This window comes from Saccharopolyspora antimicrobica (assembly GCF_003635025.1).
In the GTDB taxonomy this organism is placed as follows: domain Bacteria; phylum Actinomycetota; class Actinomycetes; order Mycobacteriales; family Pseudonocardiaceae; genus Saccharopolyspora; species Saccharopolyspora antimicrobica.
This window is the reverse complement of record NZ_RBXX01000002.1, coordinates 2665178-2691298: the sequence shown is the minus strand read 5'-3', so window position 1 is coordinate 2691298 and position 26121 is coordinate 2665178. Positions and strand designations below refer to the sequence as shown.

General features: G+C 70.5%; 26 protein-coding genes and 1 tRNA gene. 12 read left to right on the top strand and 15 right to left on the bottom strand.

Annotated elements, in window-relative coordinates; genetic code table 11:
* Positions 1-40: 40 nt before the first annotated feature.
* Both ATL45_RS13220 and ATL45_RS13215 read right to left on the bottom strand, forming a co-directional pair.
* Complete coding sequence (locus ATL45_RS13220; protein ID WP_093150661.1) at positions 41-535, bottom strand: SRPBCC family protein; 495 nt, start codon at positions 533-535, stop codon at positions 41-43.
* A gap of 100 nt (positions 536-635) precedes the next feature.
* Entirely contained in the window at positions 636-1199 is a 564-nt protein-coding gene (locus ATL45_RS13215; RefSeq protein ID WP_093151508.1) for a hypothetical protein, read from the bottom strand.
* Between the two features lie 105 nt (positions 1200-1304).
* Between ATL45_RS13215 and ATL45_RS13210 the strand changes: the two genes are divergently transcribed.
* The gene (locus ATL45_RS13210; protein WP_177241941.1) at positions 1305-1853 is read left to right on the top strand and encodes a peptidylprolyl isomerase; all 549 of its coding nucleotides are present in this window, start codon (positions 1305-1307) and stop codon (positions 1851-1853) included.
* 35 nt (positions 1854-1888) lie between these two features.
* Positions 1889-2818 carry a rhomboid family intramembrane serine protease gene (locus ATL45_RS13205; RefSeq protein WP_170210229.1) on the top strand — a complete coding sequence of 310 codons (930 nt, stop codon included), beginning with the start codon at positions 1889-1891 and terminating at the stop codon, positions 2816-2818.
* Positions 2819-2820: 2 nt separating this feature from the next.
* Here the strand turns inward: ATL45_RS13205 and ATL45_RS13200 are convergent, their stop codons facing one another.
* Entirely contained in the window at positions 2821-3225 is a 405-nt protein-coding gene (locus ATL45_RS13200; protein WP_246025317.1) for a PH domain-containing protein, read from the bottom strand.
* Positions 3226-3394: 169 nt separating this feature from the next.
* Positions 3395-3661: a cell division protein CrgA gene (crgA, locus tag ATL45_RS13195; RefSeq protein WP_093150652.1), complete on the bottom strand. Its 267-nt coding sequence runs from the start codon at positions 3659-3661 to the stop codon at positions 3395-3397.
* Positions 3662-3859: 198 nt separating this feature from the next.
* Between crgA and ATL45_RS13190 the strand changes: the two genes are divergently transcribed.
* The 3 genes from ATL45_RS13190 (at position 3860) to ATL45_RS13185 (ending at position 5541) form a co-directional block, all read left to right on the top strand.
* A complete protein-coding gene (locus ATL45_RS13190; RefSeq protein ID WP_093150648.1) occupies positions 3860-4681 on the top strand; it encodes a class E sortase in 822 nt (273 codons plus the stop codon).
* Positions 4681-4836 carry a hypothetical protein gene (locus tag ATL45_RS38825; protein ID WP_093150644.1) on the top strand — a complete coding sequence of 52 codons (156 nt, stop codon included), beginning with the start codon at positions 4681-4683 and terminating at the stop codon, positions 4834-4836. Before ATL45_RS13190 ends, ATL45_RS38825 begins: the two co-directional genes overlap by 1 nt.
* A gap of 63 nt (positions 4837-4899) precedes the next feature.
* Positions 4900-5541 (top strand): aminodeoxychorismate/anthranilate synthase component II, encoded by a 642-nt coding sequence (locus tag ATL45_RS13185; protein WP_093150639.1) that lies wholly within the window; start codon positions 4900-4902, stop codon positions 5539-5541.
* Positions 5542-5548: 7 nt separating this feature from the next.
* Here ATL45_RS13185 and ATL45_RS13180 read toward each other — a convergent pair whose 3' ends face one another.
* From ATL45_RS13180 to ATL45_RS13140, 9 genes are all read right to left on the bottom strand, one after another.
* A complete protein-coding gene (locus tag ATL45_RS13180) occupies positions 5549-6679 on the bottom strand; it encodes an ARPP-2 domain-containing protein (RefSeq protein ID WP_093150634.1) in 1131 nt (376 codons plus the stop codon).
* Positions 6676-8085 carry a hypothetical protein gene (locus ATL45_RS13175; RefSeq protein WP_093150631.1) on the bottom strand — a complete coding sequence of 470 codons (1410 nt, stop codon included), beginning with the start codon at positions 8083-8085 and terminating at the stop codon, positions 6676-6678. The genes ATL45_RS13180 and ATL45_RS13175 overlap by 4 nt, the downstream gene beginning before the upstream one ends.
* Positions 8086-8283: 198 nt before the next feature.
* Positions 8284-10245 carry a Stk1 family PASTA domain-containing Ser/Thr kinase gene (gene pknB / locus ATL45_RS13170; protein WP_093150626.1) on the bottom strand — a complete coding sequence of 654 codons (1962 nt, stop codon included), beginning with the start codon at positions 10243-10245 and terminating at the stop codon, positions 8284-8286.
* 37 nt (positions 10246-10282) lie between these two features.
* A complete protein-coding gene (locus tag ATL45_RS13165; protein WP_093150621.1) occupies positions 10283-11557 on the bottom strand; it encodes a serine/threonine-protein kinase in 1275 nt (424 codons plus the stop codon).
* A 3-nt stretch (positions 11558-11560) separates the two neighbouring features.
* Positions 11561-13018, bottom strand: coding sequence for a peptidoglycan D,D-transpeptidase FtsI family protein (locus ATL45_RS13160; protein ID WP_093150618.1), 1458 nt, complete (start codon positions 13016-13018; stop codon positions 11561-11563).
* Positions 13015-14427, bottom strand: a complete 1413-nt coding sequence (locus ATL45_RS13155) for an FtsW/RodA/SpoVE family cell cycle protein (protein WP_093150616.1) — start codon at positions 14425-14427, stop codon at positions 13015-13017. Before ATL45_RS13155 ends, ATL45_RS13160 begins: the two co-directional genes overlap by 4 nt.
* Positions 14427-15827, bottom strand: coding sequence for a PP2C family protein-serine/threonine phosphatase (locus ATL45_RS13150; RefSeq protein WP_093150614.1), 1401 nt, complete (start codon positions 15825-15827; stop codon positions 14427-14429). Before ATL45_RS13150 ends, ATL45_RS13155 begins: the two co-directional genes overlap by 1 nt.
* Entirely contained in the window at positions 15824-16285 is a 462-nt protein-coding gene (locus ATL45_RS13145; RefSeq protein ID WP_093150611.1) for an FHA domain-containing protein FhaB/FipA, read from the bottom strand. Before ATL45_RS13145 ends, ATL45_RS13150 begins: the two co-directional genes overlap by 4 nt.
* A 45-nt stretch (positions 16286-16330) precedes the next feature.
* Positions 16331-17701, bottom strand: coding sequence for an FhaA domain-containing protein (locus ATL45_RS13140; protein ID WP_093150610.1), 1371 nt, complete (start codon positions 17699-17701; stop codon positions 16331-16333).
* Positions 17702-17913: 212 nt separating this feature from the next.
* On the opposite strand from ATL45_RS13140, the gene ATL45_RS13135 reads away from it, so the two are divergent.
* The 6 genes from ATL45_RS13135 (at position 17914) to ATL45_RS13110 (ending at position 22311) form a co-directional block, all read left to right on the top strand.
* Positions 17914-17996, top strand: a tRNA-Leu gene (locus ATL45_RS13135).
* 699 nt (positions 17997-18695) lie between these two features.
* Positions 18696-19175, top strand: coding sequence for an anthrone oxygenase family protein (locus tag ATL45_RS13130; protein WP_093150607.1), 480 nt, complete (start codon positions 18696-18698; stop codon positions 19173-19175).
* Between the two features lie 17 nt (positions 19176-19192).
* The gene (locus ATL45_RS13125; protein WP_246025316.1) at positions 19193-19642 is read left to right on the top strand and encodes an HD domain-containing protein; all 450 of its coding nucleotides are present in this window, start codon (positions 19193-19195) and stop codon (positions 19640-19642) included.
* Between the two features lie 95 nt (positions 19643-19737).
* Positions 19738-20526, top strand: a complete 789-nt coding sequence (locus ATL45_RS13120) for an IclR family transcriptional regulator (protein WP_093150602.1) — start codon at positions 19738-19740, stop codon at positions 20524-20526.
* Between the two features lie 269 nt (positions 20527-20795).
* The gene (locus ATL45_RS13115; protein WP_177241959.1) at positions 20796-21428 is read left to right on the top strand and encodes a hypothetical protein; all 633 of its coding nucleotides are present in this window, start codon (positions 20796-20798) and stop codon (positions 21426-21428) included.
* Positions 21429-21654: 226 nt separating this feature from the next.
* Positions 21655-22311: an SDR family oxidoreductase gene (locus ATL45_RS13110; protein WP_093151498.1), complete on the top strand. Its 657-nt coding sequence runs from the start codon at positions 21655-21657 to the stop codon at positions 22309-22311.
* Positions 22312-22381: 70 nt separating this feature from the next.
* Here the strand turns inward: ATL45_RS13110 and ATL45_RS13105 are convergent, their stop codons facing one another.
* Complete coding sequence (locus tag ATL45_RS13105; RefSeq protein WP_093150597.1) at positions 22382-23686, bottom strand: D-arabinono-1,4-lactone oxidase; 1305 nt, start codon at positions 23684-23686, stop codon at positions 22382-22384.
* 327 nt (positions 23687-24013) lie between these two features.
* On the opposite strand from ATL45_RS13105, the gene ATL45_RS13100 reads away from it, so the two are divergent.
* Positions 24014-25189: an amino acid deaminase/aldolase gene (locus tag ATL45_RS13100; protein WP_093150593.1), complete on the top strand. Its 1176-nt coding sequence runs from the start codon at positions 24014-24016 to the stop codon at positions 25187-25189.
* A 182-nt stretch (positions 25190-25371) separates the two neighbouring features.
* Here the strand turns inward: ATL45_RS13100 and ATL45_RS13095 are convergent, their stop codons facing one another.
* On the bottom strand, positions 25372-26025 hold the full coding sequence (locus tag ATL45_RS13095; protein ID WP_439332454.1) for a TetR/AcrR family transcriptional regulator: 654 nt from the start codon (positions 26023-26025) through the stop codon (positions 25372-25374).
* Positions 26026-26121: the final 96 nt, after the last annotated feature.

Sequence of the window (26121 nt, the reverse complement as noted above, 5' to 3'; positions counted from 1 at the left end):
TACGTTGACAAACGGGAGAGTGTCAACCCATGTTGACGGCTCAGCTCTCGGCGGCGGCCTTGATCTGGTCCACCGTCTGCTGCATGCCCTTCTGGAGGAGTTCGCGGCGGAACTCCGGGAAGGTCGCGGCGCGTTCCGGCGGGAGGCTGTCCCGGATCGCCAGCAGGCGGCTCGGCGGGGTCTTCATCCGGAAGCGCTGGGTCAGCGCGCAGCCGTCCGCGGTCGGCTCGATCTCGAAGGACCACACCATGTTGTCCGTGAGCGCGGGAGCGGTGAGCACCTCCCAGACGAACCGGCGCCCCGGTTCGGCGGCGATCACCTCGCACTCGGTGGTCCAGGTGTCGCCCCGGGCCTGGTTGTCCCCTTCGAAGCGGGCGCCGACGGCGCCGGGCTCACCGGACTTCCACCGGCCGCCGGTGCACTCGGGGCTCCACTCGCCCATCCGCGTGATGTCGCTGGCGATTCGGTAGACGGCGTCGGCCGTCGCGGCCACTTCCGCAGTGGCGTGCAGGTCGTAACTGATCGGTTCAGCCATGCCAGCATCTTCGCGCCGCGAACCGATACACCACCCTGTGATCTAGGGCATAGAAAAGGGCACTTTCGGGCAGCGGATTCGCCCGAAAGTGCCCTTCACGTCAGTGGGAGCGTTCCGATGTGGGCCGTTGCTGGCCGTCGGTCTGGGCGGGCACCTCCGCGCGGTGGCGGGCGGGCGTGTCGCGCTTGGTGAAGTCGTTGTCCGCCGAGGCCACCGGCAGTTCCTCCGGGCGGCGGGAGAACGCCACCGCGGCAGCCGCCGCCAGCCCGGCCAGCACCAGCAGCACCCACGGCCACTTGCGGCGCTTCGGCTTGTGCGGGCTGATCCGCTCGGCCAGCTCCCTGCGGGCCACCGCGGTGTTCTTGGCGAACTGCTTGCGGGACGCCGCGGCCTTCTTCTCCCACCGCTTGCGCGCCCGGCGGCTCTGCTTGACGAGTTCATCGCGGGACATGCCGGTGGTGCGCTGCGCGAGCTTCTCCTGCAGATCCTCGGTCGAGATACCGCGGCTGGCGAGTTCCTGCTCGGCCAGCGCGGCGGCATGCCTGGACAGCGCGACACCGACCTCGCCCGCTCGTTTCGCGTTGCGACGTGCGGTTTTGATGCCGGTTCCCACCGCCTTGCCCACGCTCTCGCCAGCTCGGGCCATCGCCTTCACCTCATCCATCATGTGCCTCCTGGGCCCGGCGTCCGCCGGTCGACTACTGGACGCATCGGGGCCCATACTGCACCCAGAAACCGCGATCGGCCTGTTCGATGGCAGGATGGTCGGGTGGCTGAAGACAACGGATCGCTCGTTGGGACGAAGGTGACCGCCACCCTGCACACCTCGCAGGGGGACATCCGGCTCAACCTCTTCCCCGACCAGGCGCCCAAGACCGTGAGTAATTTCGTGGGTCTCGCCGAAGGCACCAAGGACTACGCGGCCCCCAACGCGAAGGGCGAGAAGTCCGGTCCGTTCTACGACGGGGTGATCTTCCACCGCGTCATCGACGGATTCATGCTCCAGACCGGTGACCCGACCGGAACCGGCCGTGGTGGCCCGGGCTACCAGTTCGGCGACGAGTTCCACCCGACGCTGCAGTTCGACCGGCCGTACCTGCTGGCCATGGCCAACGCCGGGCCGAACACCAACGGCTCGCAGTTCTTCATCACGGTCGCCGCGACCAGCTGGTTGAACTACAAGCACACCATCTTCGGCGAGGTCGCGGACCAGGCGTCCCGCGACGTGGTCGACGCGATCGGGCACACCGCCACCGGTGCGGCTGACCGCCCGGTCACCGACATCGTCATCGAGAGGGTCTCGATCGAGCGCGGTTGAGTCCCGCCCACCGAGCAAAGAGCAGGTCCTGACACGTGACTGTTCCGCCCGGATCCCAGCCGGGGGCGGACGGGGCGCCGCCGCAGCTGCCGACCTGCGTCCGGCACCCCGACCGCCCGACCGGCCTGCGCTGCACCCGGTGCGAGCGCCCGGCGTGCCCGGAATGCCTGCGCGACGCCTCCGTCGGCCAGCACTGCGTCGACTGCGTCGCTCAGGGGCAGCGCGGCATGCGGCAGCCGGTGACCGTCGCCGGTGCGCGGTTGTCCGCCAAGCCGATCCTGGTGCCGGTGCTGATCGCCGTGAACGTGGTGATCTTCGCGCTCACCGCGGTGCAGGCGGGCAGCATCGGTGCGAACTTCACGGCGCCGCTGTTCGACGAGTTCGCGCTGTGGCCGATCCTGGTCGCGGGCGGCCAGTGGTGGCGGCTGCTCACCGCCGGCTTCCTGCACATCGGGTTGCTGCACCTGGCGATGAACATGATCGCCCTGTGGGTGATCGGGCGTGACCTGGAACTGCTGCTCGGGAGGCTGCGGTTCATCGCGGTGTACCTGCTGTCGCTGCTCGGCGGCAGCGCCGCGGTGTTCCTGTTCGGCGACGAGGTGACCCCGGTGGCCGGTGCGTCCGGCGCCGTCTACGGCCTGATGGGCGGTATTGCCATCGCCGCGCTGCGGCTGAAGGTGAGCCTGCGGCCGGTGCTGGTGGTCATCGCGCTGAACATCGTCGCCAGCGTGGTGATCCCCGGGATCTCGCTGCTCGGGCACATCGGTGGTCTGGTGCTCGGCGTGCTCGCGACCGGCGCGCTGGTCTACGCGCCCCGCAACCGGCAGGTGCTGATCCAGGCCGGTGCGCTGGGCGCGCTGCTGTTGGTGCTGCTGGCCGTGGTGATCACGCGCGACGTGCAGTTCGGCAACGTGGTCTGCTTCGGCTCCGGCGCGCAGACCCGCTGCGGCGTGCTCGGTTCCTGAGCTCAGCGCTGCCAGTCGCGGAGGGCTTCGGCGACGTCCTGCGGGTCCGAGCCGAGGTCGAGCCGGGTCAGGATGATCAGGGCGGCGTCCGAGTCGAGCTCCAAGGACTGCACCTCGCGGCCGAAGCGGCGGTGGCGGCGGACCTGGACCGACACCGCTGACCAGGGCCAGCGCCGCCGACCGCCCAGCCCGCGCACGGTCACGCCCTCGCGGTCGGCGCTCAGCCTCGGGCGGCAGATGGTGGCGTGCGCCGAGGCGATGGCCAGGGCGAGCACGAGAACTCCGACGAACGTCCGGTCCACCGCGGAGTCGGCGGCGAACCACCAGGCGGCGGCTGCCGCGGTGAGCACCCAGCCGGTGGCGACCAACCCCGCCGGGGTCGCCCACTGCTGCGATCCGTTCGGCACGTCCACCGTTATCCACCCGCTACCGATGAGTTATCCACAGGAGTTATCCCCATTGGGGATGAGTTACACCCATGTTGTTCGACGACCGGCTGTCAATACCCCGACGAGATGAGTGAGGCCCGAAGGGATTGCGCCCTCCGGGCCTCGGTCACGAATCGCGGTGGTGCGGTCAGCGCCAGCGCATCGTCATCAGCAGGCCGACGATCATGAAGGCGAACCCGACGGCGAAGTTCCAGCCGCCGAGGTCGGTCATGAACGGGATCTTCTCGCCCGCGATGTAGTTGACCACCAGCCAGAGCAGCCCGATGATCATCATCCCCAGCATCACTACGACGTAGATGGGGTGCGACGGGCCGACCGCCTTCGCCTTCACCGGCGTGCGGCGGTCGCCCACCGGGGTGGGTGAGTCCTTCTTGCGGACCTTGGACTTCGGCATGGTGTCCTCGCCAGGTGGTGCGGCCGCGGGTGCCGCGTGCTCGGGCGGTCGCCGACCCGCGAAACCAGCTGCGGATCGGTTCGTTGTTCCAGGTACCACGTTAACGTAATCACACAGCCGATCCAGAGCCCGCCTGTGGTCATTTTGCCCGGAGACGAACCAGTCCCCGCGGTCCGAGCCGTGACGGAGAGCGCAACTGTGGCAGCACCGGAGCATCCCGAGGCCCCGCCACCGGAGCGCCGGCGCGCCCGCTCCGCGCTGCGCGTGGTGGGCGAACTGCTGATCACCGCTGGTCTGGTGCTGCTGCTCTTCGTGTTCTACGCGGTCTACGTCACCGACTGGTCCACCGCCCGCAAGCAGGCCGCGGCCACCGACCGGCTGCTGACCCGGTGGCAGCAGCCGCCACCGGCCGCGCCGCCACCGCCGCCGAGCACCGGCGAGGGCTTCGCCCAGCTGTACCTGCCGGAGTTCGGGCCGGACTTCCGGTTCGCGGTGCTGGAGGGCACCGACAGCGCGACCCTGGCCGGCGGCCCCGGCCACTACACCGGCACCGCCTGGCCCGGCGAGCGGGGCAACTTCGCGGTTGCCGGGCACCGGATCGGCAAGGGCGCGCCGTTCAACGACCTGGACCAGCTGGAATCCTGCGATCCGGTGGTGGTGGAGACCGAGACGCACTGGTACGTCTACCGCGTGCTGCCGATGGCCGAGGAGGTCGTCGGCTGGGACGGGCGCGGCGGCGATCCGCGCTGCCAGGGCGTGGCGCCGATCGGCGAGCCGTACGAGCAGGCCCACGGCCGTCGCATCGTGCTGCCCGCGCAGGGCGAGGTGATCCACCCGGTGCCCGGCCGGCCGGTCGACCTGCTGCCCGCCGACCAGCGCACCCGGCTGATCACGCTGACCACCTGCCACCCGGAGTTCTCCGCCGAGCAGCGGCTGATCGTGCACGGCGTGCTCACCACGGAGTACCCGAAGGACCCGGCACACCCGGCACTGCACCCCGCCGAGCTGGAGGAACGCTGATGTACGGGTGGATCTGGCGGCACCTCCCGGGCGGCACCGCGGCGAAAGCGCTGCAGGCGGTGCTGCTGGTGGTGCTGGTGGTCGCGTTGCTGCTGTTCGCGGTGTTCCCGGCGATCGACCCGCTGCTGCCCTTCAACGAGGTGACCACGCGGTGACCCCGGTCCCGCCTCGCGAAAACCGGCGGGACGGGGCGGCGGGTGTCCGCGTACTCTGGCGCCGTGCGCGTACTCGTCGTCGACAACTACGACAGCTTCGTCTACAACCTCGTGCAGTACCTCGCGCAGCTGGGCGCGGACTGCGTCGTGCGGCGCAACGACGTCGTCACCGACGACGACGTGGCAGCCGCCGACGGGCTCCTGCTCAGCCCCGGTCCGGGCACGCCGGACCGCGCCGGGCGCACGATGGAGCTGATCCAGCGCTGCGCCGCGGAGCGCAAGCCGGTGCTGGGCGTGTGCCTCGGGCACCAGGCCATCGGCGCGGTGTGGGGCGGCGTCGTCGAGCGAGCGCCGGAGCTGCTGCACGGCAAGGTCAGCGAGATCCACCACTCCGGCGCCGGGGTGTTCGCCGGGCTGGCGGAGCCGTTCATCGCGACCCGCTATCACTCGCTGATCGTGCGCGCGGACACCATCCCGGACGACTTCGAGATCACCGCGCGGACCGCGTCGGGCATCGTGATGGGCATGCGCCACCGCGAACTGCCGGTCGAGGGCGTCCAGTTCCACCCCGAGTCGGTGCTCACCGACGGCGGCCACCGGATGCTGGCGAACTGGATGGCCGACGCGGGTCACCCGGTCGACGAACACCTGGTCAACGAGCTCGAACGCGGTATGCGCGAGGTCGCCGCAGCCGCCCAGCGCTGACCGCGGCCTAGCGGCGGGCCTGCCTGCGGTAGGCGTCGAGGACGTCCTGGCGGAGGAGGTGGCCGAAGCCCGCGGATTCCAGGCGGAGGCCGAGCTGGGCCTCGTCGATGCCGAGATCGGCCGCGGTGTCGGCCAGGTGCCAGCCGTGCGCGGCCAGGCGGCTGAGCAGGTGGCCCCGGCGGACCTGGCCCTCGGAGAGCCGGAACGTCTTCAGGTACGCCGTCCGGCCCTGCTCGTCGAGGATCGCCTCGCCGATGTGGTTCTCCTCCTTGGGGCGGAACACCGGCAGGAACCGGGCGAGCTCGAAGCGCCCCATCCGGTGGACCGACTGCCACGTGCAGTCCTGCTCCAGCAGGCCCGCCGCCATCGTCGTGTCGTGGAAGTCCGCCCAGGCGCGCTCTTCGGCGTCGGCCGCCGCGCGCAGGTCCGCGAAGGTGTCGATCCGTGCGTCGGCGATGCTCGCCCGGAAGTCCGCGACCGGAGGCATCAGCAGCGCGTACTGGAAGATCAGCTCACCTTGCATGTCCTGCACCAGCGTCGGGTGCAGGGCGCGGTAGTCGTCGGGGTGCGGGACGACGAACGCGGCGGCGAGCGCGTCGGCGACGTAGAGCAGCATGCCGCACTGCCCGGGGTGGATCTCGAAAACCCGCAGCGCATCTTCGAGCCCGGGCACCGCCGCGCCGGAGAAGGCGGCTTCCGCGCGCGGCGAGAGCCCTCGGCGCAGCGCCCGCTGCGACCACTCCGACCAGGCGATCTCCGGGCCGCCGAAGTGCAGGGCGAGGTAACCCTCCAGCGCCAGGTGCAGGGGCAGGAACCGCAACCGTCCGGCCGCTTCGCGACGGGCCAGCTTCCGGTGGAAGCGCAGCGGGATCGTGGCCGGTGGTTCGTCGCCGGGCAGCTGGGTGCCGTAGGCGGCCGCCGTTCCGTCGCCGGTCCACTCGGCGACGAACCCGTGCGGCACGTAGGAGATGTACGTGCTGCGGCGGCCGACCTCGACCACGCCCACCGAATCGCCGTAGATCCGCGGGTGCAGCCGGAGATCGTCGATCGGTTCCGCGCGCACCAGCGGCACCAGGCGGACGGCGCCCCAGACCTGGGCGGGGCGGGTCTCCAGGCCGGTCAGGTCGAGTCCGGTCATGTCGTCTCCCCGCCGAGCAGCCGGTCCGCGCGGCTGCCCAGGTAGCCGGTCAGCTCCGCCAGCCCGGTCCGACCGGTCGCGAACTGGGCGAGCTCCACCAGCGCGGGCAGGTCCTCGGCGTCGCGGATGCCGGTGCTGGGCACGACCTCGGACAGGCGGCGCACGTCGAAACCGGTCGCGTCGTAGACCGGGTTGAGGTGCACGACGCTGGTGCGGTGCTGCGGGTCGAGCCGGGTGCGCCAGACGCGGAGCACTTCACCGGCCAGGCCGGGCGGCGCGTTGTCCCACCCGTCGGAGACGATCACCAGCCGGTTCGGGCCGGTGTCCAGCACCTCGAGGATCCGCCGGCCCAGCGGCGTCGCGCCGTGCGGGCGGGCGAGCAGCGCGTCGGTGCGGCCCGACGTCCACCGAGCGGTGTAGTCGTCGGCGAGAGCTGCGAGCAGGTAGTGGCAGGCCAGGGCCACGGCGAGCGGTCGGCGGCGCTTCTGGCCCGAGCCGGATGCGGAGAAGCTGTCGTCCAGGACGGCGGCGACCTTGCCCCAGGTTCCCCGGTGCGGTCCCGCCACCCGGTCGGCGGCCGCGCGCAGCGCGCGGGTCAGCTCGTCGCGGCGGCGCACGCGGTCCTCGACCGGCAGGGCGAGCGCGTAGGACGCCAGCCGGGTCAGCGGCATGCGAGTCAGGTCGGCTTCGGCGGCGCCGGACTCCTGCAGCCGCAAGGTCTCCAAGCGGGTCATCTTCGGCGCGATGCGCTCCAGGAAGACATCGCGCGGGATGCCGTGCTTGGCGGCGAAGCCCTCAGCGGCGGTGAACGGCAGCTCGTAGACGGAGGCCTGCTCGTAGTGCGCGCGGCGCCAGGTCTCCAGCAGCGGCGTCGCGTACTGCGAGCGGGTCAGCGGCGCGAACAGGTAGGTGCCCAGCTCGTCACCGGGCGGGGTCAGGTGCGCGTGCCGGAGAGCGCGCTTCATGCCACCGCGGTACTTCACCGCGTCGAAGGCCGGGTCCGGCCGGGCGGCCAGCCAGTCGCGCATGATCGCGCGGGTCCGGCGGTTGTTCACCTTGGCCCGGCGCAGCGCGCTGAACAGCCGGAACACGCGCTGCGGCGGCAGCAGCGCCAGCCGGCCCGCGATCAGCCGGCCTTCGCTGCGGCGCTGCTCGGCGGTCGCCTCGCCGGAGGTCTCCAGCAGGCGCCGGACGATCAGCGCCGCGTTGTGGTCGTTGATGTCGAGCGCCAGCACCCCTGCGTAGAGGTCCCGGTAGTTGACCAGCATGTACTCGTGCAGGAACGCCAGGGACAGCTGCTGCTCGTCGGCGCCGGTGTGGAACTCGCGCTGACCGGTCGCGGTGATCGCGGCGTTGACGAACAGCAGCACATCGCTGGCGGCGAGCAGCTCTCCCCGCGATTCCACCCGGCGCCCCCTCGGTCTTGGCGCCGACCGGGGAGTGGGAGCGCGAGCTGCGAATCAATGCGGTAAAGGCAGTTTCCGGAAGTCGCGCCGAAGTCCCGCGGTCGGCACCGGGGATGCTAACAACATCCGCCGGGCGCGATCACGGCATTCATCCAGCCCCCGGAGGAGCACCTTCCGGCCGGAGGTGCTCGTCCGGGCTCAGCCGAAAGGCGGTAGGAACCCGCCGTCGTTGCCGGGGCTGGTGGTCGGCGAGCTGGTGTAGTCGCCCACGTAGATCGTCACCGTCTGGGTCTTGCCGACCTTCTGGCCGGAGCCGGGCGAGGAACCGACGACCTTGCCGTCCATGTCCTTGTCCGCGGTCTCCTGCGTGACCTCGTTGATGTTGCCGTTCCAGCCCAGCGCCTGCAGCGCCTGCTTGGCCTCGCTCGGCGACATGCCGGTCAGCTGCGGGACGGTGATCTGCTGGCCGTTGGAGACCACCAGCACCACCTCGCTCTTCGGCCGGACCGAGGTGCCGCCGGCCGGCGACTGGTCGATCACCGTGTCCGCGGGCTGGTCGGAGTCGCGGGTCTGCTTCCTGACCGTGAAGCCGGCGCCGTCCAGGTAGGCCTTGGCCATGTCGTAGGACATGCCGCGCAGGTCGCGGAGCGTGACCGTCTCGATCTTCTGACCGATCACGACGTTGATCGTGGTGCCCTTGGCGACGGAGCTGCCCCGGCTGTCCCAGTTCATGATCCGCTGGAACAGCTGCGGGTCGGAGGTCTCCTCGTACTTCGGCGTGATGCCCAGCTTGAGCCCGACCTTCTCCAGCTCCTGCTGCGCCTCGGTCATGGACAGGCCCTCCAGGTCCGGGACCTGCACGCTCTCCGGCCCGGTGCCGATGCACAGATCGATGCTGGCCGTCTCCCTGTTGAGATGCGCCGGGTACTCGGGCTTCTGCTTGACGACCTTGTCGATCTCTTCCCGGGAGGACGGGCACGCGGTGAGCTTGACGTTCCAGTTCTCCGTCATCGCCCGTTCCTGGGCGGCGTTCTTCATCATGCCCACGAAGTTCGGCACCGGTTCGGTCTTCTCCGCGCCGCTGCCGATGAGCAGCGTGACCGCCCACGCGGCCAGCGCGAACACCGCCACGCAGGCCACCGTGACCAGCGCGACCGTCCGGGTGCGGCGGCGCTTGCGCTCCTTCTCGTCGTCGACCGGTTCTTCCGCGTCGCGGTCCACCGACCGGTGCCTGCCGGGCGGCATCAGCTCGGTCGCCGCGGACTGCGAGAGCATCGCGGTGCGCTCTTCGTCCGACATGATCATCGGGGCCTTCGGGCGCTGCCCGGACAGCACCCGCACCAGGTCGGCGCGCATCTCCGCGGCCGACTGGTAGCGGTTCGCCGGGTTCTTGCTCAGCGCCTTGAGCGCCACCGCGTCCAGCGACGCGGGAACCGTCGCGTTGACGTCGGAGGGCTTGCGCGGCTCCTCCCGGACGTGCTGGTAGGCCACCGCGACCGGCGAGTCGCCGGTGAACGGCGGCTCCCCGGTGAGCAGCTCGAACAGCACGCAGCCGGAGGCGTAGACGTCGCTGCGCGCGTCCACCGCCTCGCCGCGGGCCTGCTCCGGCGACAGGTACTGCGCGGTGCCGATCACCGCGGCGGTCTGGGTGACCGCGGCCTGCCCGTCGGCCAGCGCCCGGGCGATGCCGAAGTCCATCACCTTCACCGCACCGGAGTTGGTGATCATGATGTTGGCCGGCTTGACGTCGCGGTGCACGATCCCGTGCCGGTGGCTGAAGTCCAGCGCCGCCGAAGCGTCCGCCATGACCTCCATCGCCCGGCGCGGCGCCAGCGGCCCCTCGGTCTTGACGATGTCGCGCAGCGTCCGGCCGTCGACGTACTCCATCACGATGTACGGCAGCGGCCCGCTCTCGGTGTCCGTCTCGCCGGTGTCGTAGACGGCCACGATCGCCGGGTGGTTCAGCGCGGCGGCGTTCTGCGCCTCGCGCCGGAACCGCAGCTGGAACGTGGGGTCGCGGGCGAGGTCGGCGCGCAGGATCTTCACCGCCACGTCCCGGCTCAACCGGGTGTCGCGACCGCGGAACACCTCGGACATGCCGCCGTAGCCGAGCGTCTCGCCGAGCTCGTATCGGTTGGACAGAAGTCGGGGTGAACTCATCGAAGCGTCGTTCCGATCCTTGTCAACGATCGTCCCATCATGCCGATCCGTCCTCGCCGGCCGACGGGACGAGTGGTGTTCCCCCGACTCCGGTGCCCGGCAGCACCACCGGGCCCGGTTGCCGTAGCGCAGTGTGGCCCAGCGCCGCGGCGGAATCCAGGCCGTGAGCTTCCGCACCCAGGGTTTCGCCGCGGTTGACGAGCCAGTAGGTGGTGAATCCCACCGCTGCCAGCACCGCCATGGCCAGCACCGCCACCAGCACCCAGATCACGACCTTGTTGGCCGACGAGGTGGGCGGCGGTTGCGGTGGCGGCAGCTGCGGGGCCGGCGCCTGCGGAGGGATCAGCCCCGGCGGGTAGGTGTTGCCCATCGGCGGGAGCTGGGTCGGCATCGGATGGACGCCGGTGTTGGGCACGGGCACGTTCATCTGCTGGCGCTGCTGCGGCAGGACCAGCGACGACGGCGTCGGCAGCGGGCGGCCCGAGCGCACCGCCGCGACAGCGCCGGCGAACTCGCCACCGTCGGCGTAGCGGCGCCGCGGATCCTTGGCCATGGTGGCCTCGATCAGCGCGCGCACGCCCGGCGGCACGTCCGGCGGCAGCGGCGGCGCGATGTCGCGGATGTGCATCATCGCGACCGTCACCGCGTTGTCGGACAGGAACGGGCGGTGCCCCATCAGGCACTCGTAGCCGACCACGGCCAGCGAGTACACGTCGCTGGACGGGGTGGCGTCGCTGCCCAGGGCCTGCTCCGGCGCGATGTAGTGCGCGGTGCCCATCACCATGCCGGACCGCGTCACCGGCGCCGAGTCGGCGGCCTTCGCGATGCCGAAGTCGGTCAGCTTCACCTTGCCGTCGGGCGTGATCAGGATGTTGCCGGGCTTGACGTCGCGGTGCACCAGCCCGCGCTCGTGCGCGGCCTGCAGCGCCTGGCCGGCCTGCTCCAGCATGTCCAGCGTGTGGTCGGTGTTGATGCGGCCCTCGCGGGCGAGGATCGCCGCCAGCGGCTCGCCCTCGACCAGCTCCATCACCAGGTAGGCGGTGTCCTCCGGCCCGTCCGGGATCGCGGCGGTCTCGCCGTAGTCGTGCACCGCGGCGATGCCCGGGTGGTTCAGCGATGCGGTGGTGCGCGCCTCGGTGCGGAAGCGGTGCAGGAACTCCGCGTCCCCGCACAGCTCGGCCTTGAGCACCTTGATCGCCACCGTCCGGTCCAGCCGGACGTCCACCGCCTCCCACACCTCGCCCATCCCGCCGACCGCGATCCGCTTGCCGAGGCGGTACCGGTCGGCGAGTAACTGGCCGGAGGTCAGCACGGGTCAGCCACCTCCCTGCAGACCGGCCCGGATGACCTCCCGGCCGATCGGGGCGGCGACCGAGCCACCGGTGGCCTCGGCGCCCTCGTCGCCGCCGTTCTCCACGATCACCGCGACCGCGATGGTCGGGTTCTCGGCGGGGGCGAACGCCACGTACCAGCCGTGCGGCTTGTCACCGGGGTCGCCGTGCTGGGCGGTGCCGGTCTTCGAGGCGATCTCGACGTTGGAAATCTTGCCGGAGCCCTTGGTGTACTTCTCCGACTGGATCATCATCTCGCGGAGCATGTGCGCGATCTCCGGCGAGACCGACTGCTTCATCTCCTCCGGCTGGAAGGTGTCCAGCTCCGACATGTCCGGCGAGCGGGTGTTCTTCACCAGCTGCGGCTTCATCAGCTTGCCGTGGTTGGCGATGGCCGCGGTCATCATCGCGTTCTGCAACGGGGTGACCCGGACGTCGCGCTGACCGATACCGCTCTGGTACAGCGACGCGGTGTCGGCCATCGCGCCGAGGTCGGACTTGGCCACGCTCATCGGGATCTGCAGGTCGTCGCCGAACCCGAACGCCGCCGCGGTCTCCCGCAGCTTGTCCGGCCCGAGCTCACCGGCGATCTTGGCGAAGGCGGTGTTGCAGGAGTAGGCCACCGCCGCCGTGAGCGTGTCGCCCCGGCAGGTGTTGCTGCCGTAGTTGGGCAGCGTCGCGCTGGCGGTGCCGGGCAGCGGGATGCGCGCGGCGGTCTCCACCTTGCTGTTCGGCTGGTAGCCGTTCTGCAGCGCGGCGGCCGTGGTGATCAGCTTGAAGGTCGAACCGGGCGGGTAGATCTCGGAGACCGCGCGGTTGGCCATCGGGTTGTCCTCGGCCTCGCTGAGGTTGTTCCACTGCTTGGCGACCTCGTTGTTGTCGGTCGAGGTCAGCAGTCCCGGGTCGTAGGACGGCGCGTTGACCATGGTCAGGATCTCGCCCGACCGCGGGTCCAGCGCCACCACCGACCCGGAGAAGCCCTTGCTGGTCAGCTCCTTGTAGGCCACCTCCTGCATGGCCGTGTTGATGGTCAGCTCGACGCTGCCGCCGCGCGACTCCTTGCCGGTGATCATGTCCGACAGCCGGTCGAAGGCCAGGCTGTCGTCCTTGCCGGTGAGGATCTTGTCCTCGGCGCGCTCGATGCCGTTGGAGCCGTAGTAGAACGAGTAGAACCCGGTCACCGGGGCGTACATCGGGCCGTTCGGATAGGTGCGCAGCCACTTGTAGCGGTTGTCCTCGTTGGGCACCGACCGGGCCAGCGACTGGCCGCCGGCGATGATCTGCCCGCGCTCCCTGGCGAACTCCTCGTACTGGGTCCGCTTGTTCAGGGCGTGGTCGCGGAGCTCGCTGGCCTGGATCACCTGGATGTAGGTCGCGTTGCCCATCAGCAACACGACCATCACCATCATGGCCAGCGCCACTCGGCGCAGCGGCTTGTTCATCGGGGACGCTCCACGAGTTCCGTATGCGCTTCCGCGATCGGCGCCTGCTTCGGCTTGGGCTTGGCAGGCGTCTGCGGCCGCCGCGCGGCGTCGGAGATCCGCAGCAGGAGAGCGACCAGCACGTAGTTGGCGAGCAGCGACGACCCACCGGCCGCCAGGAACGGCGCGGTCAGACCGGTCATCGGGATCAGCCCGGTGACGCCACCGGCGACCACGAACAGCTGCAGCACGATGGTGAACGCGAGACCGCCTGCGAACAGCTTGCCGAAGGAGTCCCGCACCGCCAGCGAGGTGCGCAGACCGCGCATCACCAGCAGCAGGTACATCATCAGCACGGCCATCAGCCCGACCAGGCCGAGCTCTTCGCCGATGGCCGAGATGATGAAGTCGCTGGCCGCCCACGAGGTCAGGTACGGCCGGCCCGAGCCGAGCCCGGAGCCGAACATCCCGCCGTTGGCCATCCCGAACAGACCGGTGCGGAGCTGGTCGTTGGCGGCGCCCTCGGCCAGCGGGTCCAGCCAGGTGTTGACCCGGGCCTGGACGTGGTCGAACAGGTTGAACGCGATGATGGCGCCGAGCGCGAACAACGACAGGCCGAGGAACACCCACACCGCGCGCTCGGTCGCGATGTAGAGCATCACCAGCACGATGCCGAAGAACAGCAGCGAGGAGCCCAGGTCCTTCTCCAGCACCAGGATGCCGATGGACAGCACCCAGGCCGCGATCACCGGCATCAGGTCCCGCGGGCGCGGCCAGTCCACGCCGAGGAAGCGCTTCCCGGCGGTGGTGAACAGCTCCCGCTTGGAGACCAGGAACGAGGCGAAGAAGATCAGCAGCAGGATCTTGGCGAACTCACCGGGCTGGATGGAGCCCAGCGGGCCGAACCGGATCCACAGCTTCGCGCCGTTGGCCTCCGAGATGCTGGCGGGCAGCAGGCCGGGCAGCGCCAGCAGCGCGATCCCGACGAACCCGCAGGTGAAGCCGTACTGGGCCAGCGTCCGGTGGTCCTTGATGAACGCCAGGACCAGGACGAACAGCACGACACCGATCGCGCTGAACATGATCTGCTTGCCGGTGAACGGCCCGCCGTAGACCTCGGCGAGGTCGAGCCGGTGCAGCATCACCAGACCGATCCCGTTGATCAGCGCCACCAGCGGCAGGATCAGCGGGTCGGCGTACGGCGCCCAGCGGCGCACCGCGAAGTGCGCCACGCCGAAGAGCACCAGGAAGGCAGCCCCGTAGAGGAACAGGTCCCGGGTGACGGTCTGCTCCTGGGAGATCTCCACGATGAGCAGCGCGAAGGTGACGATCACCGCAGCGAAAACCAGCATGAACAGTTCGGTGCCCCGCCGAGTGAGAACTCGCGGGGCGCCGCTGGTCGCTCCGGTCTGAGCGGCCGGTTCGGGCATCAACTCACCATCCGGCAGGTCACGCCCGGCTTCTGCTCCTCCGTCTGCAGCGGGGTGGCGTCATCCGGCGGAGGCACCTCGGAGTTCGGCTGTCCGGGCGGCGGGACGACGTCGCCGGGCTGGTTGGTCGGCGGCGCCGGTGGCTGCTGCGCGGGCGGCTCGGGCTTCTGGCACTCGGGCAGCAGCGCGGTCATCCGCAGCCGGCGCATCGCCTCGCGGGCGTCCTGCAGGCCGTTGACCTCGGTGATGCCGTTGCGCACGTCCGGTCGCTGCGCTTCCTGCAGGTCCGTCAGCTTGATCGGGGTGCAGTCCGCGGCCGAGTCCGGCGGGCAGGAGGTCTCCACCTGCCAGTTCAGCGAGACGCCGAGCACGCTGCCCTGCACGCCCTGGTAGATCACCACCTCATCGGCGGCGTTGGCACCGATGTAGTACTGGTTGAGCACCCACCAACGCCCGACCAGTCCGCCGCCAACAAGCAGGATGAGCACGCCGCACATCACCAGCAGCCAGCGCAGCCAACGCCGCTTGCGCGGCAGCTCCGGCGGCGGTGAGGTGGGTTCGAAACGCTGCGGCTGCGGCCGCGGCATGGTCACCGCGGAAGCGCGCGCCGCCGACGAATCGGGTTGCGGATGCTCATCGCCATTTCCCGCCGCGCCCCCGACGATCGGGGCGTCGTCGCCGAACTCGACGTCGACGACGTCGGCGATGATCACGGTCACGTTGTCCGGACCGCCGCCCTTGAGGGCGAGCTCGATCATCCGGTCCGCGCACTGCTGCGGGTCCGGGATGCGCAGGGCCTCCGCCAGCGTCTCGGTGCTCACCGGGCCGGTCAGCCCGTCCGAGCAGAGCAGGTAGCGGTCCCCGGCGCGCGCCTCCCGGATCGCCAGGCTCGGTTCCACCTCGTGGCCGGTCAACGCGTGCAGCAGCAGCGAGCGCTGCGGGTGGTTGGCGGCCTCCTCCTCGGTGATCCGGCCTTCGTCGATCAGCGACTGCACGAAGGTGTCGTCGTGGGTTATCTGGGCCAGCTCGCCGTCGCGGACCAGGTAGGCCCGGGAGTCGCCGATGTGCACCAGGCCGAGCTTGCTGCCCGCGAACAGGACAGCGGTCAGCGTGGTGCCCATCCCCTCCAGGTCCGGGTCGTTGGCCACCAGCTCGGCGATGGCGCCGTTGCCGGTCAGCACCGCGTTGCGGAGCTGACCCAACAGGTCGTCGCTGGGCTCGTCGTCGTCCAGCGGCGCGAGCGCCGCGATGACGACCTTGCTGGCGACCTCCCCGGCGGCATGGCCTCCCATGCCGTCCGCGAGGGCGAGTAGTCGTGGGCCGGCATAGACCGAGTCCTGGTTGTTGGAACGAACCAGGCCGCGGTCGCTGCGGGCTGCGTAGTGAAGGACGAGGGTCATGAGCGCAGCTCGATCACCGTCTTGCCGATTCTGATCGGAACTCCGAGCGGGACCTTGGTCGGCCCCGTGACCTTCGCCCGATCGAGGTATGTGCCGTTTGTGGAGCCTAGATCCTCCACGTACCAATCGGAGCCCCGAAGGGACAACCTCGCGTGTCGTGTCGACGCGTAGTCGTCATCGAGGACCAACGTGGAGTCGTCCGCCCGGCCGATCAGGATCGGCCGGCCGTCCAGTGAAATGCGCGTGCCGGCGAGCGCACCGTGCGTCACCACCATCTGGCGTGGTGCCTTGCTCCTGCCCTTGGCCTTGGCCGGGGCCCGACCCGCACCTGGCATCGGGAGCCGCATCCCGGACGCCGAGTAGAGGTCCGAACGAACCACTCGAAGCGCAGCCAGCACGAACAACCAGAGCAGGGCGAGGAACCCTGCTCTGGTCAGCTGCATCACCAGCTCTGGCACTTGTTGTGAACGCTCCTACTCGTGTCGGGGACGCGGTTCGCGGTCTCAGGCCTGCTGAGCGCGGAAGATCAGGGAGGAGTGCCCGACCCTGATCACGTCTCCGTCCGCCAACTGCCAAGTCTGCACCGGAGTGCCGTTCACCGTGGTGCCATTCGTGGAACCGAGGTCGGCCAACATCGCGCTCTGGCCGTCCCAGGTGATCTCGATGTGCTTGCGCGAGACGCCGGTGTCGGGGAGCCGGAACTGGCCCTCCTGGCCGCGGCCGATGATGTTCGAGCCCTGCTGCAGCGTGTACGAGCGGTTCGAACCGTCGTCGAGGTGCAGGGTCGCGGTCATCATGCCGCGCGGACCGCCCTGCGGGTAACCGCCGGGCGCGCTCTGCGGGTAGGCGCCACCGGGCTGCTGGCCGTAGCCGCCCTGGTCCGGGAAACCGCCCGACTGCGGGTAGGCGCCACCGGGCTGCTGGCCGTAACCCTGGTCGTAACCGGCGGGCTGGCCGTAACCCTGGTCGTAACCGGCAGCGGGCTGCTGGCCGTAACCCTGGTCGTAGCCACCGGGCTGCTGCCCGTAGCCCTGGTCGTAACCCGGCTGCTGGCCGTAGCCGCCCTGGTCGAAACCGCCGGCAGCGGGGGGCTGCTGGCCGTAACCCTGGTCATAACCGGCAGCGGGCTGCTGCCCGTAGCCCTGGTCATAGCCCGGCTGCTGGCCGTAGCCGCCCTGGTCGTAACCCGGCTGCTGGCCGTAACCCTGGTCGTAACCGGCGGGCTGGCCATAGCCGCCCTGGTCGTAACCGGGCTGCTGCTGGCCGTAGCCGCCCTGGTCGAAACCGCCGGCGGGCGGCTGCTGGCCGTAGCCCTGGTCGTAGCCGGCAGCCGGGGGCTGCTGCTGGCCGTAGCCGTAGTTGGGGTCCTGGCCTTGGCCGTAACCCTGGTCGTAGCCGTACTGCCCCTGCTGGTTGTACGGATCTCCCTGGGGATAGTGGCCTGGTGGCTGGCTCATGGGTCGGTCTCCTGCGGTACGCGGTTGTGCCGGCCGTCGAGTCACGTCGGGGTCGACGGTCGAGCTGATTCGAAACTGTCCCGTGTGCAGCGTCTCAGAGCGCTCCAGGGAGACTACGACGTCACCATATGTGTCCCACCCCTGCTCGGTGAGATGCTCCTGAACGCAGTCGGCGAGGAGGTCGGTCACCCGGTCCTCGTCGTCGGTGAGCCGATCGTGATCGGACGGGCTCAGTTGCACAACGTAGTGGTTGCACGCGAGCAGTCGACCCCCGGCGAGCTCCCGGACCTGCAGCTCGGCTTCCCGCTGCAGTGCCTGGGCGACCTCCTGGGGCACGACCTTCCCGCCGAAAACGCGCGCGAAGCCGTTACCGACGATGCCTTCGAGTCGGCGCTCAAAGCGCTGCACGAGGCCCACGGCAATTTCCTTCCACGCGTACGACTCCTGACACCCATCGTATCTGGGTCAACGGGCCGGGACACCGCCCAGTTCCCAACAAGTCCGACCCCCCGCCGAAGCCCCTCGTCAGCCCGTGCTAATCTACTTTCGCCAACAGGGCAGCAGGGAAGCGAAAGCGACCCCGGTGCCGAAGGCCGGAAGCGGTCAGTGTAAGCTTCCAGCCAAGCCACGGGCGAGTGGCGGAATGGCAGACGCGCACGGTTCAGGTCCGTGTGTCCGAAAGGACGTGAGGGTTCAACTCCCTCCTCGCCCACGTAAGAAGGCCTCCCGGCTCATGCTTCACCGGGGGCCTTCTTCCTATTTCTGTACGGGGGCCGAGCCCCCGTAGGCCCCCACGGTGCGGTGGGCACCTTCTTCTCTGCTCCTTGCGATGGGTGGCGTTCCCGGCCTGGGTTGGGGACCAGCGGTTCGTTTTGTTCTCCGCGCTTCGCTCGTCGGTCGTTCCGGGTGGTGCTGCTGGGTTTCAGTGCCTCGGCTTTTGGGTGCTCGGTCGTGCGCGCAGGTCTTCAGTGCCCCAGCTCTCGGTGGTCTGGGCTTCAGTGGACGAGTCTCCGGTGGTCTGGGCTTGGGCGTCTGTGCTGCGGGCGTCGTCGTGGCCGGGGTGTTCCGGGGCTCGGTCGCATCTGGTTTGCGGGTGTTGCTGGCTGGTGTTGGTCTTCGGGGTGGTGGCCTGGGGTTTTTGGTCGGGTTGGGTTGTTCTGGTTCTTGGGGTGTGTCGGTTTTGGGGTTTATGCGGGGGTTTCGGGGTGGGATTTCTCGTTTTTGTTGTGGGGTGGGGTTTGTCATGTTCGGGGTGCGTTCGGGTTCAGCGGACAGCGAACGCCGGGGTTGGATCGGGGAGTGTGGGGATCACCACTCGGTTGCGGTTTCGGGGCATCTCGGGCCGATTCGGGGGTGGGCGGCGTTCGGCGGCCTATGGTGATCGGTGGTTTTGTCCGGGTTCGCCGCTGGGATGGGTGCTTTGGTGGAGGTGCTGGTGGTCGCTGCGGTGTGCTGCAGCGGCTTGGTGGCCGGGTTGTTCGCCGGGTTCGGGTACGCCGTGATGCCCGGGCTGCGGGCCGTCGACGACCGGGCGTTCGTCACCTCTATGCAGCGGATCAACGCGGCGATCCTGAACCCGGTCTTCCTGCCGATGTTCCTCGGCGGCCTGGTGCTGGGCGGGGTGGCCGCGTGGCTGGTGTGGTCCGCCGCCGCTCCGGGGGCGTGGTGGGCGGTCGCCGGCGCCGGGCTCTACCTGGTGGTGTTCCTGGTCACCGGGGCGGTGAACGTGCCGTTGAACAACGAGCTGGCCGCCGGTGGCGAGGACACCGCCGCGCTGCGGGAGCGGTTCGAGGGCAAGTGGGTCCGGTGGAACCTGGTGCGGGCCTTCGCCGGCGTCGGCTCCCTGCTGTGCTGGCTGATCTCGCTGGTCACCGGGGTGCTGGCGAGTTGATCTTGTACGGTTCGGCTGTGGGAGCGCGGGGCATGGGCCTGGACGAGATCGCCGAGTTCGCCGCGCGGGCGCACCGCGGGCAGGTCGACAAGGCGGGGCGGCCGTACGTCGAGCACCTCGCCGCGGTGGCCGCCGGGGTGCGGGAGCGCGGCGGTGACGAGGCCCAGATCGCCGCGGCCTGGTTGCACGACGCCGTCGAGGACGGCGCGGTGACCGAGGAGTGGCTCCACCGGGCCCCGCTCCCGGCCGGGACCCGGGACATCGTGCTCGCCGTGACCAAGAGACCTGGTGAGGAACCGGCCGATTACGCCGCGCGGATCCTGACAACCCCCGGCGCGCTGCTGGTCAAGGAGGCGGATCTGGCGCACAACGCCGATCCGCGCCGGTTGGCCGCGCTGGACGCCGCGACCCGGGACCGGCTCGCCCGCAAGTACGCGCGGATGCGGGAGCTGCTCGGGCTGCGCTGATCCGGCGCGGGCTTGGCGAAAACGATCGACTGTGCTGGGCTTGGGCCCAGCTGGTGACACCCGAGCGGCGCAGCGGCCGCTCCACGGGAGGCGACATGGCGGGGAACAGCCGGGATCCTGGCCGATCGGTCACGGCGCGGGCGCTCAGCGTGCTCACCGCCTTCGACATCGACCACGTCCGGCTGACCCTGACCGCCATCGCGCGGCGGGCGGAGATCCCGCTGGCCACCGCCCACCGGCTGGTCCGCGAGCTGGAGATGTGGGGCGCGCTGCAGCGCGACGGCGACGGCCGGTACGCGATCGGCCTGCGGCTGTGGGAGATCGGGCTGCTCGCGCCGGTGAACAGCCGACTGCGCGAGGTCGCCCTGCCGCACATGCAGGAGCTGTGCCGCCACACCCACGACAACGTCCACCTCGCGGTCCGCTCCGGGCTGGAGGTCGTCTACGTCGAGAAGCTCACCACGCCGCGCGCGGTGCCGATCATCTCGCGCAGCGGCGGGCGGTTGCCGCTGCACTCGACGGGAGTCGGGAAGGTGCTGCTCGCGCACGCGCCGACGACGGTGGTGCACGAGTACTGCGAGCGCGGGCTGGAGCGGCACACCGCCTACACCATCACCGAGCCCGGCAGGCTGGGGCGCGAGCTGCAGAGCGTGCGCAGCCGCGGTTTCGCCCAGGCCAACGAGGAGATGACGCTCGGGAACTGCTCGGTCGCGGTGCCGGTGCACGACGGCGGCGGCTCGGTCGTCGCTGCCATCGGCGTGGTGGCGCACAGCGCTCGGGCCGACGTCGGGAAGCTGGTCAAGGCACTCCTGCCCGCCGCCGAAGGAATCCGGCAGCGGCTGGTGGAGCTGGACCGCACCGAGCTCGACCTGCTGTCCAGGTGAGACCCGTGCGCGGTGGGCGCCGCGACACCTCGAAACCGCGCACGGGGCCTGGGAGTTGCATCGCTATCACCTGAATGGCCGCATCGCTGGACTGAAGTCCAGTTGTCATTCATCGACCAGTCACCGACCGATGCCCGCCGCCGGTCGCAGCGAGCACAGATGAGCAGCGCGGAACCCGCCCCGAGCTGTTTAAGTCGAACGTGGCCCCGCTGTCGGTGGCCGTGGAGTGCAAGCGCTGTTCATGAGGGAGGCGGAACGCCGTGACCGGAATGCCGGGACGTGCCTGGACCGAGGACGAGGTCCGAGCCTGCTCGACGACGCAACTTCGGTCCCCGCTGGGACCGGTCGCCTCCATGGGCCGGCTCGCGCAGCGATCGGTCGACATCCTCGGGTGGGCGGGCAGCGTGCTGCCGCCGGTGAAGCTGTACGGGCGGCAGGTCATCGCGACGGCCGAGCTGCTGCCCGAATCGCACGCCGAGCGGCTCTGCCTCGGCAGCGGCCCGGTGCTGGACCGCGCGGAGATCTCCACCTGGGTGTGGCCGGAGATGGACGGCCGGGTGCCCCCGCCCGCCGCGCAGCTCTCCGGCGTGCTCGCCCCGGCGCGGCACTGGCGCAGCGCGCTGACCGCCGCGGTGCCGTTCTCCCGGTTCACCAGCGCGGCGATCGTGGTGCCGCGCAACGTCGCGATCGCCCCGGACTTCACCGAGACCTGCCTGATCCGGGCCCGCCAGTTCGGCATCGCGGTGCTCAGCGCGGACGGCGACGACGTCCAGGTCGAACTGCCGGGCCGCTGCTTCGCCGACGCGCCACCGGTGGAGCACACCGCGGTGTCCCGCTGGGTGAACGAGGTGGTCTACGAGCAGCTGCTCGCCACCGAGGCCCCGGCGCCGACCCGGAGCTAACCCCTGGGGACGCAGTTCCAGCCGCCCGCGCCGCTCCACTCCGGCTGGAACTGCGCATTCTTCATCCCCACCCATGAGGTGTGGGGCGAACGGCCCGCCGGCACCACCCGTTGTGGTGCGCGGCCGTTCGCCCCACACTCCGCGCCAGTTGTCCACAGCTTGTGGCCAGTTGTCCACAGGCTGTGTTGATCGGTGCAGAAGCCGTCGGTGGCCTACGTTGGACGGCATGCGAATCGTGATTGCCGGCGCCCACGGGAAGATCGCGCGACACCTGGGCCGGGGCCTGTCCGAACGTGGTGATTCGGTGCTCGGGCTGATCCGCAACCCGGACCACGCGGCGGATCTGCGGGCCGACGGCGTGGAGCCGCTGGTGGCCGATCTGGAACGGATCGACGCCGTTGACCTGGCCGGGTCGCTGTCCGGTGTGGACGCCGCGGTGTTCGCCGCGGGCGCGGGCCCGGGCAGCGGTGCGGCGCGCAAGGACACTGTGGACCGGGCTGCCTCGGCGCTGCTCGCGGACGCCTGCCAGGAGGCCGGAGTCCGGCGGTTCCTGCAGGTCAGCTCGATGGGCGCCAAGAATCCGACACCGTCCGACGTGGACCCGGTCTTCGGTGCCTACCTGGACGCCAAGCGGGCGGCCGAGGCGGATCTGCGGGCCCGGCCGCTGGACTGGACGATCCTGCGACCCGGTCGGCTGACCGACGATCGACCGACCGGCCGGGTGCGGTTGGCCGCGGAGGTCGACCGCGCCGAGGTGACCCGGGCGGACGTCGCGGCGGTGCTCCTCGCGCTGCTGGACGAACCCGCCTCGGTCGGGCGGGAGCTGGAGCTCGTCAACGGGCCGACCCCGATCCACGAAGCCCTCCGCCAGGCCCTCGGCTGACGCGATTTCAATGGAAATCGGACATCTGATTTCCATTGAAATCGCGTCCCGCTGTGGACAGGTCGCGGAGTTATCCACAGGGGCCGAGGACGCGGTCCAGGTAGGCGTTGCGGAAGACGCCCGCTGGGTCGAGCTCGGCCCGCAGGCGGCGGAAGTCGTCGAAGCGCGGGTAGCGCTCGCGCAGCGCGTCGGCGTCGAGCCGGTGCATCTTGCCCCAGTGCGGCCGCCCGCCCGCGGCGCCCGCGATGTCCTCGAAGGCGTCGAACCACCGGCGGTGCGGCATGCCCTGGAACTGGTGGATTGCGATGTAGGCGGTCGGGCGCCGGTAGGCGGTGGACAGCCAGATGTCGTCGGCCGCCGCGACGCGCACCTCGACCGGGAACATGACCGGATCGTCCAGTCCGCGCGCGGCGGATCGCAGCTCCCGCAGCACGTCTCGCAGCGCTTCCTGCGGAATCGCGTACTCCGACTCCACGAACCGGACGCTGCGCGGTGTGGTGAAGACCCGGTGCGACCGGTCGCTGTAGGTGCGCGCGGACCAGGTCGACGCGCAGATCCGGTTGAGCGGCCGCACCAGCGCGGGCACCGCGCGGCCGAGCTTGCAGACCGTGCCGAACAACCGGTTCTCCAGCACCTCGTACTCCAGGAAGTGCCGGACCGGGTGCAGCGGCCGCGGTGGGCCGTCGTGCCGGTTGTTGCGCTTGACCAGCGTGTTCGCGCTGTGCGGGAACCAGTAGAACTCGGCGTGGTCGTTGTCGGCGGCCAGCTCGTCGAAGCGCTCCAGCACCTCGTCCAGCGGTGCCGGGCGCTCGTCGGCGTGGAGGGTGAACGCGGGTACGCAGCGCAGCGTGACCGAGGTGATCACGCCGAGGGCGCCGAGGCCGACGCGCGCGGCGGCGAACAGCTCGGGGTGCTCGGTGGCCGAGCAGCGCCGTTCGCTGCCGTCGGCGAGCAGCAGTTCCAGCGCTTCGACCTGGGTGGCCAGTCCGCCGAGCGCGCCGCCGGTGCCGTGGGTGCCGGTGGAGATCGCGCCGGAGATCGTCTGCTGGTCGATGTCACCGAGGTTGGCCATCGCCAGGCCGAGCCCGTCGAGCTCGGCGTTCAGCTGGTGCAGCGGGGTCCCGGCGCGGACGGTGACCAGCCCGGTGTCCGGTTCCGCGCGCACGATGCCGGTCCAGTGCGAGAGGTCCAGCGCGCAGCCGGTGCCCGGCGATCCGATGCTGGAGAACGAGTGGCCGGTGCCCAGCGGGCGCACGGTGCGCCCGGCGTCCGCGGCCTCCCGGATCGCGGCCGCTGCTTCGGCGGTGTCGCGCGGCGCGAGGACGCTGCTCGGCGTGCCGGTGGCGGTTCGGGCCCAGTTGGTCCAACGCTGCATGCCCACCTCCTTCGGTTCCTGGAAATTCCGTGCTCATCCTGCGTAGCGGTGCCGGTAGCGGAACCTCAGAGGCTTCCTGGACTGCGGGTGCCCCTCCTGATGTACGTCCGATACACGGCGGAGGGGCCGTCCTCGCCAGGAAACCTCTGAGAACCCGCGGCGGTGCGAGCTGCGAGGGTGGGTCAAGCGCTACGCGCTTGCGACAGCTCATGCCGTTGTTGCGGTACGCCTCGCTGCTGCGGCCCGAACAAGGGATCAACCGTCTGGGCAGAGAAATTATGTGAAAGAGATTCACATAACAAGACCTTTCGGCTTACGGTTGTCGACGTGCCCCGGTTAGACGAGATCACCAGCGAGCTGGACCCGCCGTTCGCGGTGGTCGACCTCGACGCGTTCGACCACAACGCCGCCGACCTCGTGCGGCGGGCGGCCGGGCGGCCGATCCGCGTGGCCACGAAGTCGGTGCGCTGCCGCGAACTGCTGGGCCGCGCGCTGCGAACTCCCGGGTTCGCCGGGCTGATGTGCTACAGCCTCGCCGAAGCCCTCTGGCTGCACCGGGAAGGGCTCAGCGACGACATCCTGGTCGCCTACCCGACGGTGGACCGCGGTGCGCTGCGCGAGCTCGCCGCCGATCCGGCGGCCGCCGCGGCGATCGCGCTCATGGTGGACTCGCCCGAACACCTCGACCTCATCGACGACGCCGTCGGCACCACCCGCCCGGACATCCGGCTCTGCCTGGAGGTCGACGCCTCCTGGCGGCCGCTGCCCGGTCTGCACATCGGCACCCGCCGCTCGCCGTTGCACAGCGCCGGCCAAGCCCGCCGGGCCGCCGCGACCATCGTGCGCCGCAACGGTTTTCAGCTCGTCGGCGTGATGGTGTACGAGGGTCAGATCGCCGGGATCGGCGACGCACCCGCCGGACAGCCGCTGCGCGCCGCCGCGGTGCGCTGGCTGCAGCGCCGGTCAGCGGCCGAGCTGGCCGAGCGGCGTGCCGCGGTCGTCCGCGAGGTGCGCGCGCTGGCTCCGCTGGAGTTCGTCAACGGCGGCGGTACCGGCAGCCTGGAACGCACCGCCGCGGAACCGGCGGTCACCGAACTCGCCGCCGGTTCCGGGCTGATCGGACCCTCGCTCTTCGACGCCTACCGGGCGTTCCAGCCGCGACCCGCGGTGCAGTACGCGCTGCCGGTCGTGCACCGGCCGGCACCGCGCATCGCGACCCTCTTCGGCGGCGGCTACCTGGCCTCCGGCCCACCGGGAGCGGACCGGGTGCCCGTGCCGATCCGGCCGCGCGGGCTGCGGCTGACCTCGACGGAGGGCGCCGGCGAGGTGCAGACGCCCGTCGTCGGGCCGGCCGCCGACCGGCTCCGCCTCGGCGACCGGGTGTGGTTCCGGCACGCCAAGGCGGGCGAGCTGGCCGAGCGGTTCACCCACTACCACCTGATCGAGGGTGGGCAGCTGACCACCGTGCCCACCTACCGCGGCGAGGGCAGATCCTTCGGCTGAATGCCTGTTGGTGGTTGCCTTTGCCGGGGTGGTCACTTGGCGGAACCTGAGTGCTTCCCTGGACTGCGGGTGCCCCTCCTGATGTATGCCCGATACACGGCGGAGGGGCCGTCCTCGCCAGGAAAACACTCAGAACCCGCGGCGGTGCGAGTTGCGTACGTGCCCCAAGCGGCTGCCGCCACTTACAAAGGCGCGGACGGCTTCGCCGACGGTGTCTGGTCCTCGGGAATCCGGTTGGACAGGTAGCCGCGGACCATCTCCTTCGCCTCGGCGACCAGCGTCGGGTCGCCCGCCGGGTCGCGGCGGAACGCCATGTGCAGCACCGCATCCGCCGCTTCCACCGCGACGGCCAGCGGGAGCAGCAGCCGCTGCGGGTCGAGGCCGAACTCCTCGGCGAGCAGCCCGATCAGCTTCTCCGCGATGACCGCGTTGTTGTCCTTGCCCGGGTCCAGCAGGCGCAGGTCGACCACGTCGCCGAAGTGCAGGCGGCTGAAGGCCGGCACCTCGCGGTGCATGGTCAGGTAGACGTCGAAGACCGCGTCCACCGCGTCCCACCAGTGCGCCAGTTCCAGCTGCTCGAAGCGGGCCGACACGGTGCGCACGAAGCGGTCCAGGTTGCGCAGCGTCAGCTCCTGCACCACCGCCCGCTTGTCCGGGAAGAACTGGTAGAGCGAGCCGACCGCGACACCGGCCCGCTCGGCGATGAGCGTGGTCGTTAATCCGTCGTACCCCACCTCGTCGATCAGCTCGGCGCAGGCCACGAGCATCTTCTCCACGCGTTGTGCACTGCGCTGCTGGACCGGCTTGCGGCGCAGTGGGGCGACTTCGGCTGGCAAGGCAACTCCTTGATCATCTTCACTGACCATCTTGCCGACCACGACCGTGATTCTCTTTCAGGGGAGCCCTGGGAGATGTGCCGAGTTCGACCCGGC

Coding starts and splice junctions, on each gene's coding strand:
- ATL45_RS13105 (WP_093150597.1), bottom strand. CDS start 23,686: ATGCAGCGTTGGACCAACTGGGCCCGAACCGCCACCGGCACGCCGAGC.
- ATL45_RS13120 (WP_093150602.1), top strand. CDS start 19,738: ATGGCGGGGAACAGCCGGGATCCTGGCCGATCGGTCACGGCGCGGGCG.
- ATL45_RS13160 (WP_093150618.1), bottom strand. CDS start 13,018: ATGAACAAGCCGCTGCGCCGAGTGGCGCTGGCCATGATGGTGATGGTC.
- pknB (WP_093150626.1), bottom strand. CDS start 10,245: ATGAGTTCACCCCGACTTCTGTCCAACCGATACGAGCTCGGCGAGACG.
- ATL45_RS13215 (WP_093151508.1), bottom strand. CDS start 1,199: ATGGATGAGGTGAAGGCGATGGCCCGAGCTGGCGAGAGCGTGGGCAAG.
- ATL45_RS13220 (WP_093150661.1), bottom strand. CDS start 535: ATGGCTGAACCGATCAGTTACGACCTGCACGCCACTGCGGAAGTGGCC.
- ATL45_RS13130 (WP_093150607.1), top strand. CDS start 18,696: ATGGGTGCTTTGGTGGAGGTGCTGGTGGTCGCTGCGGTGTGCTGCAGC.
- ATL45_RS13180 (WP_093150634.1), bottom strand. CDS start 6,679: ATGACCGGACTCGACCTGACCGGCCTGGAGACCCGCCCCGCCCAGGTC.
- ATL45_RS13155 (WP_093150616.1), bottom strand. CDS start 14,427: ATGCCCGAACCGGCCGCTCAGACCGGAGCGACCAGCGGCGCCCCGCGA.
- crgA (WP_093150652.1), bottom strand. CDS start 3,661: ATGCCGAAGTCCAAGGTCCGCAAGAAGGACTCACCCACCCCGGTGGGC.
- ATL45_RS13150 (WP_093150614.1), bottom strand. CDS start 15,827: ATGACCCTCGTCCTTCACTACGCAGCCCGCAGCGACCGCGGCCTGGTT.
- ATL45_RS38825 (WP_093150644.1), top strand. CDS start 4,681: ATGTACGGGTGGATCTGGCGGCACCTCCCGGGCGGCACCGCGGCGAAA.
- ATL45_RS13110 (WP_093151498.1), top strand. CDS start 21,655: ATGCGAATCGTGATTGCCGGCGCCCACGGGAAGATCGCGCGACACCTG.
- ATL45_RS13115 (WP_177241959.1), top strand. CDS start 20,796: ATGCCGGGACGTGCCTGGACCGAGGACGAGGTCCGAGCCTGCTCGACG.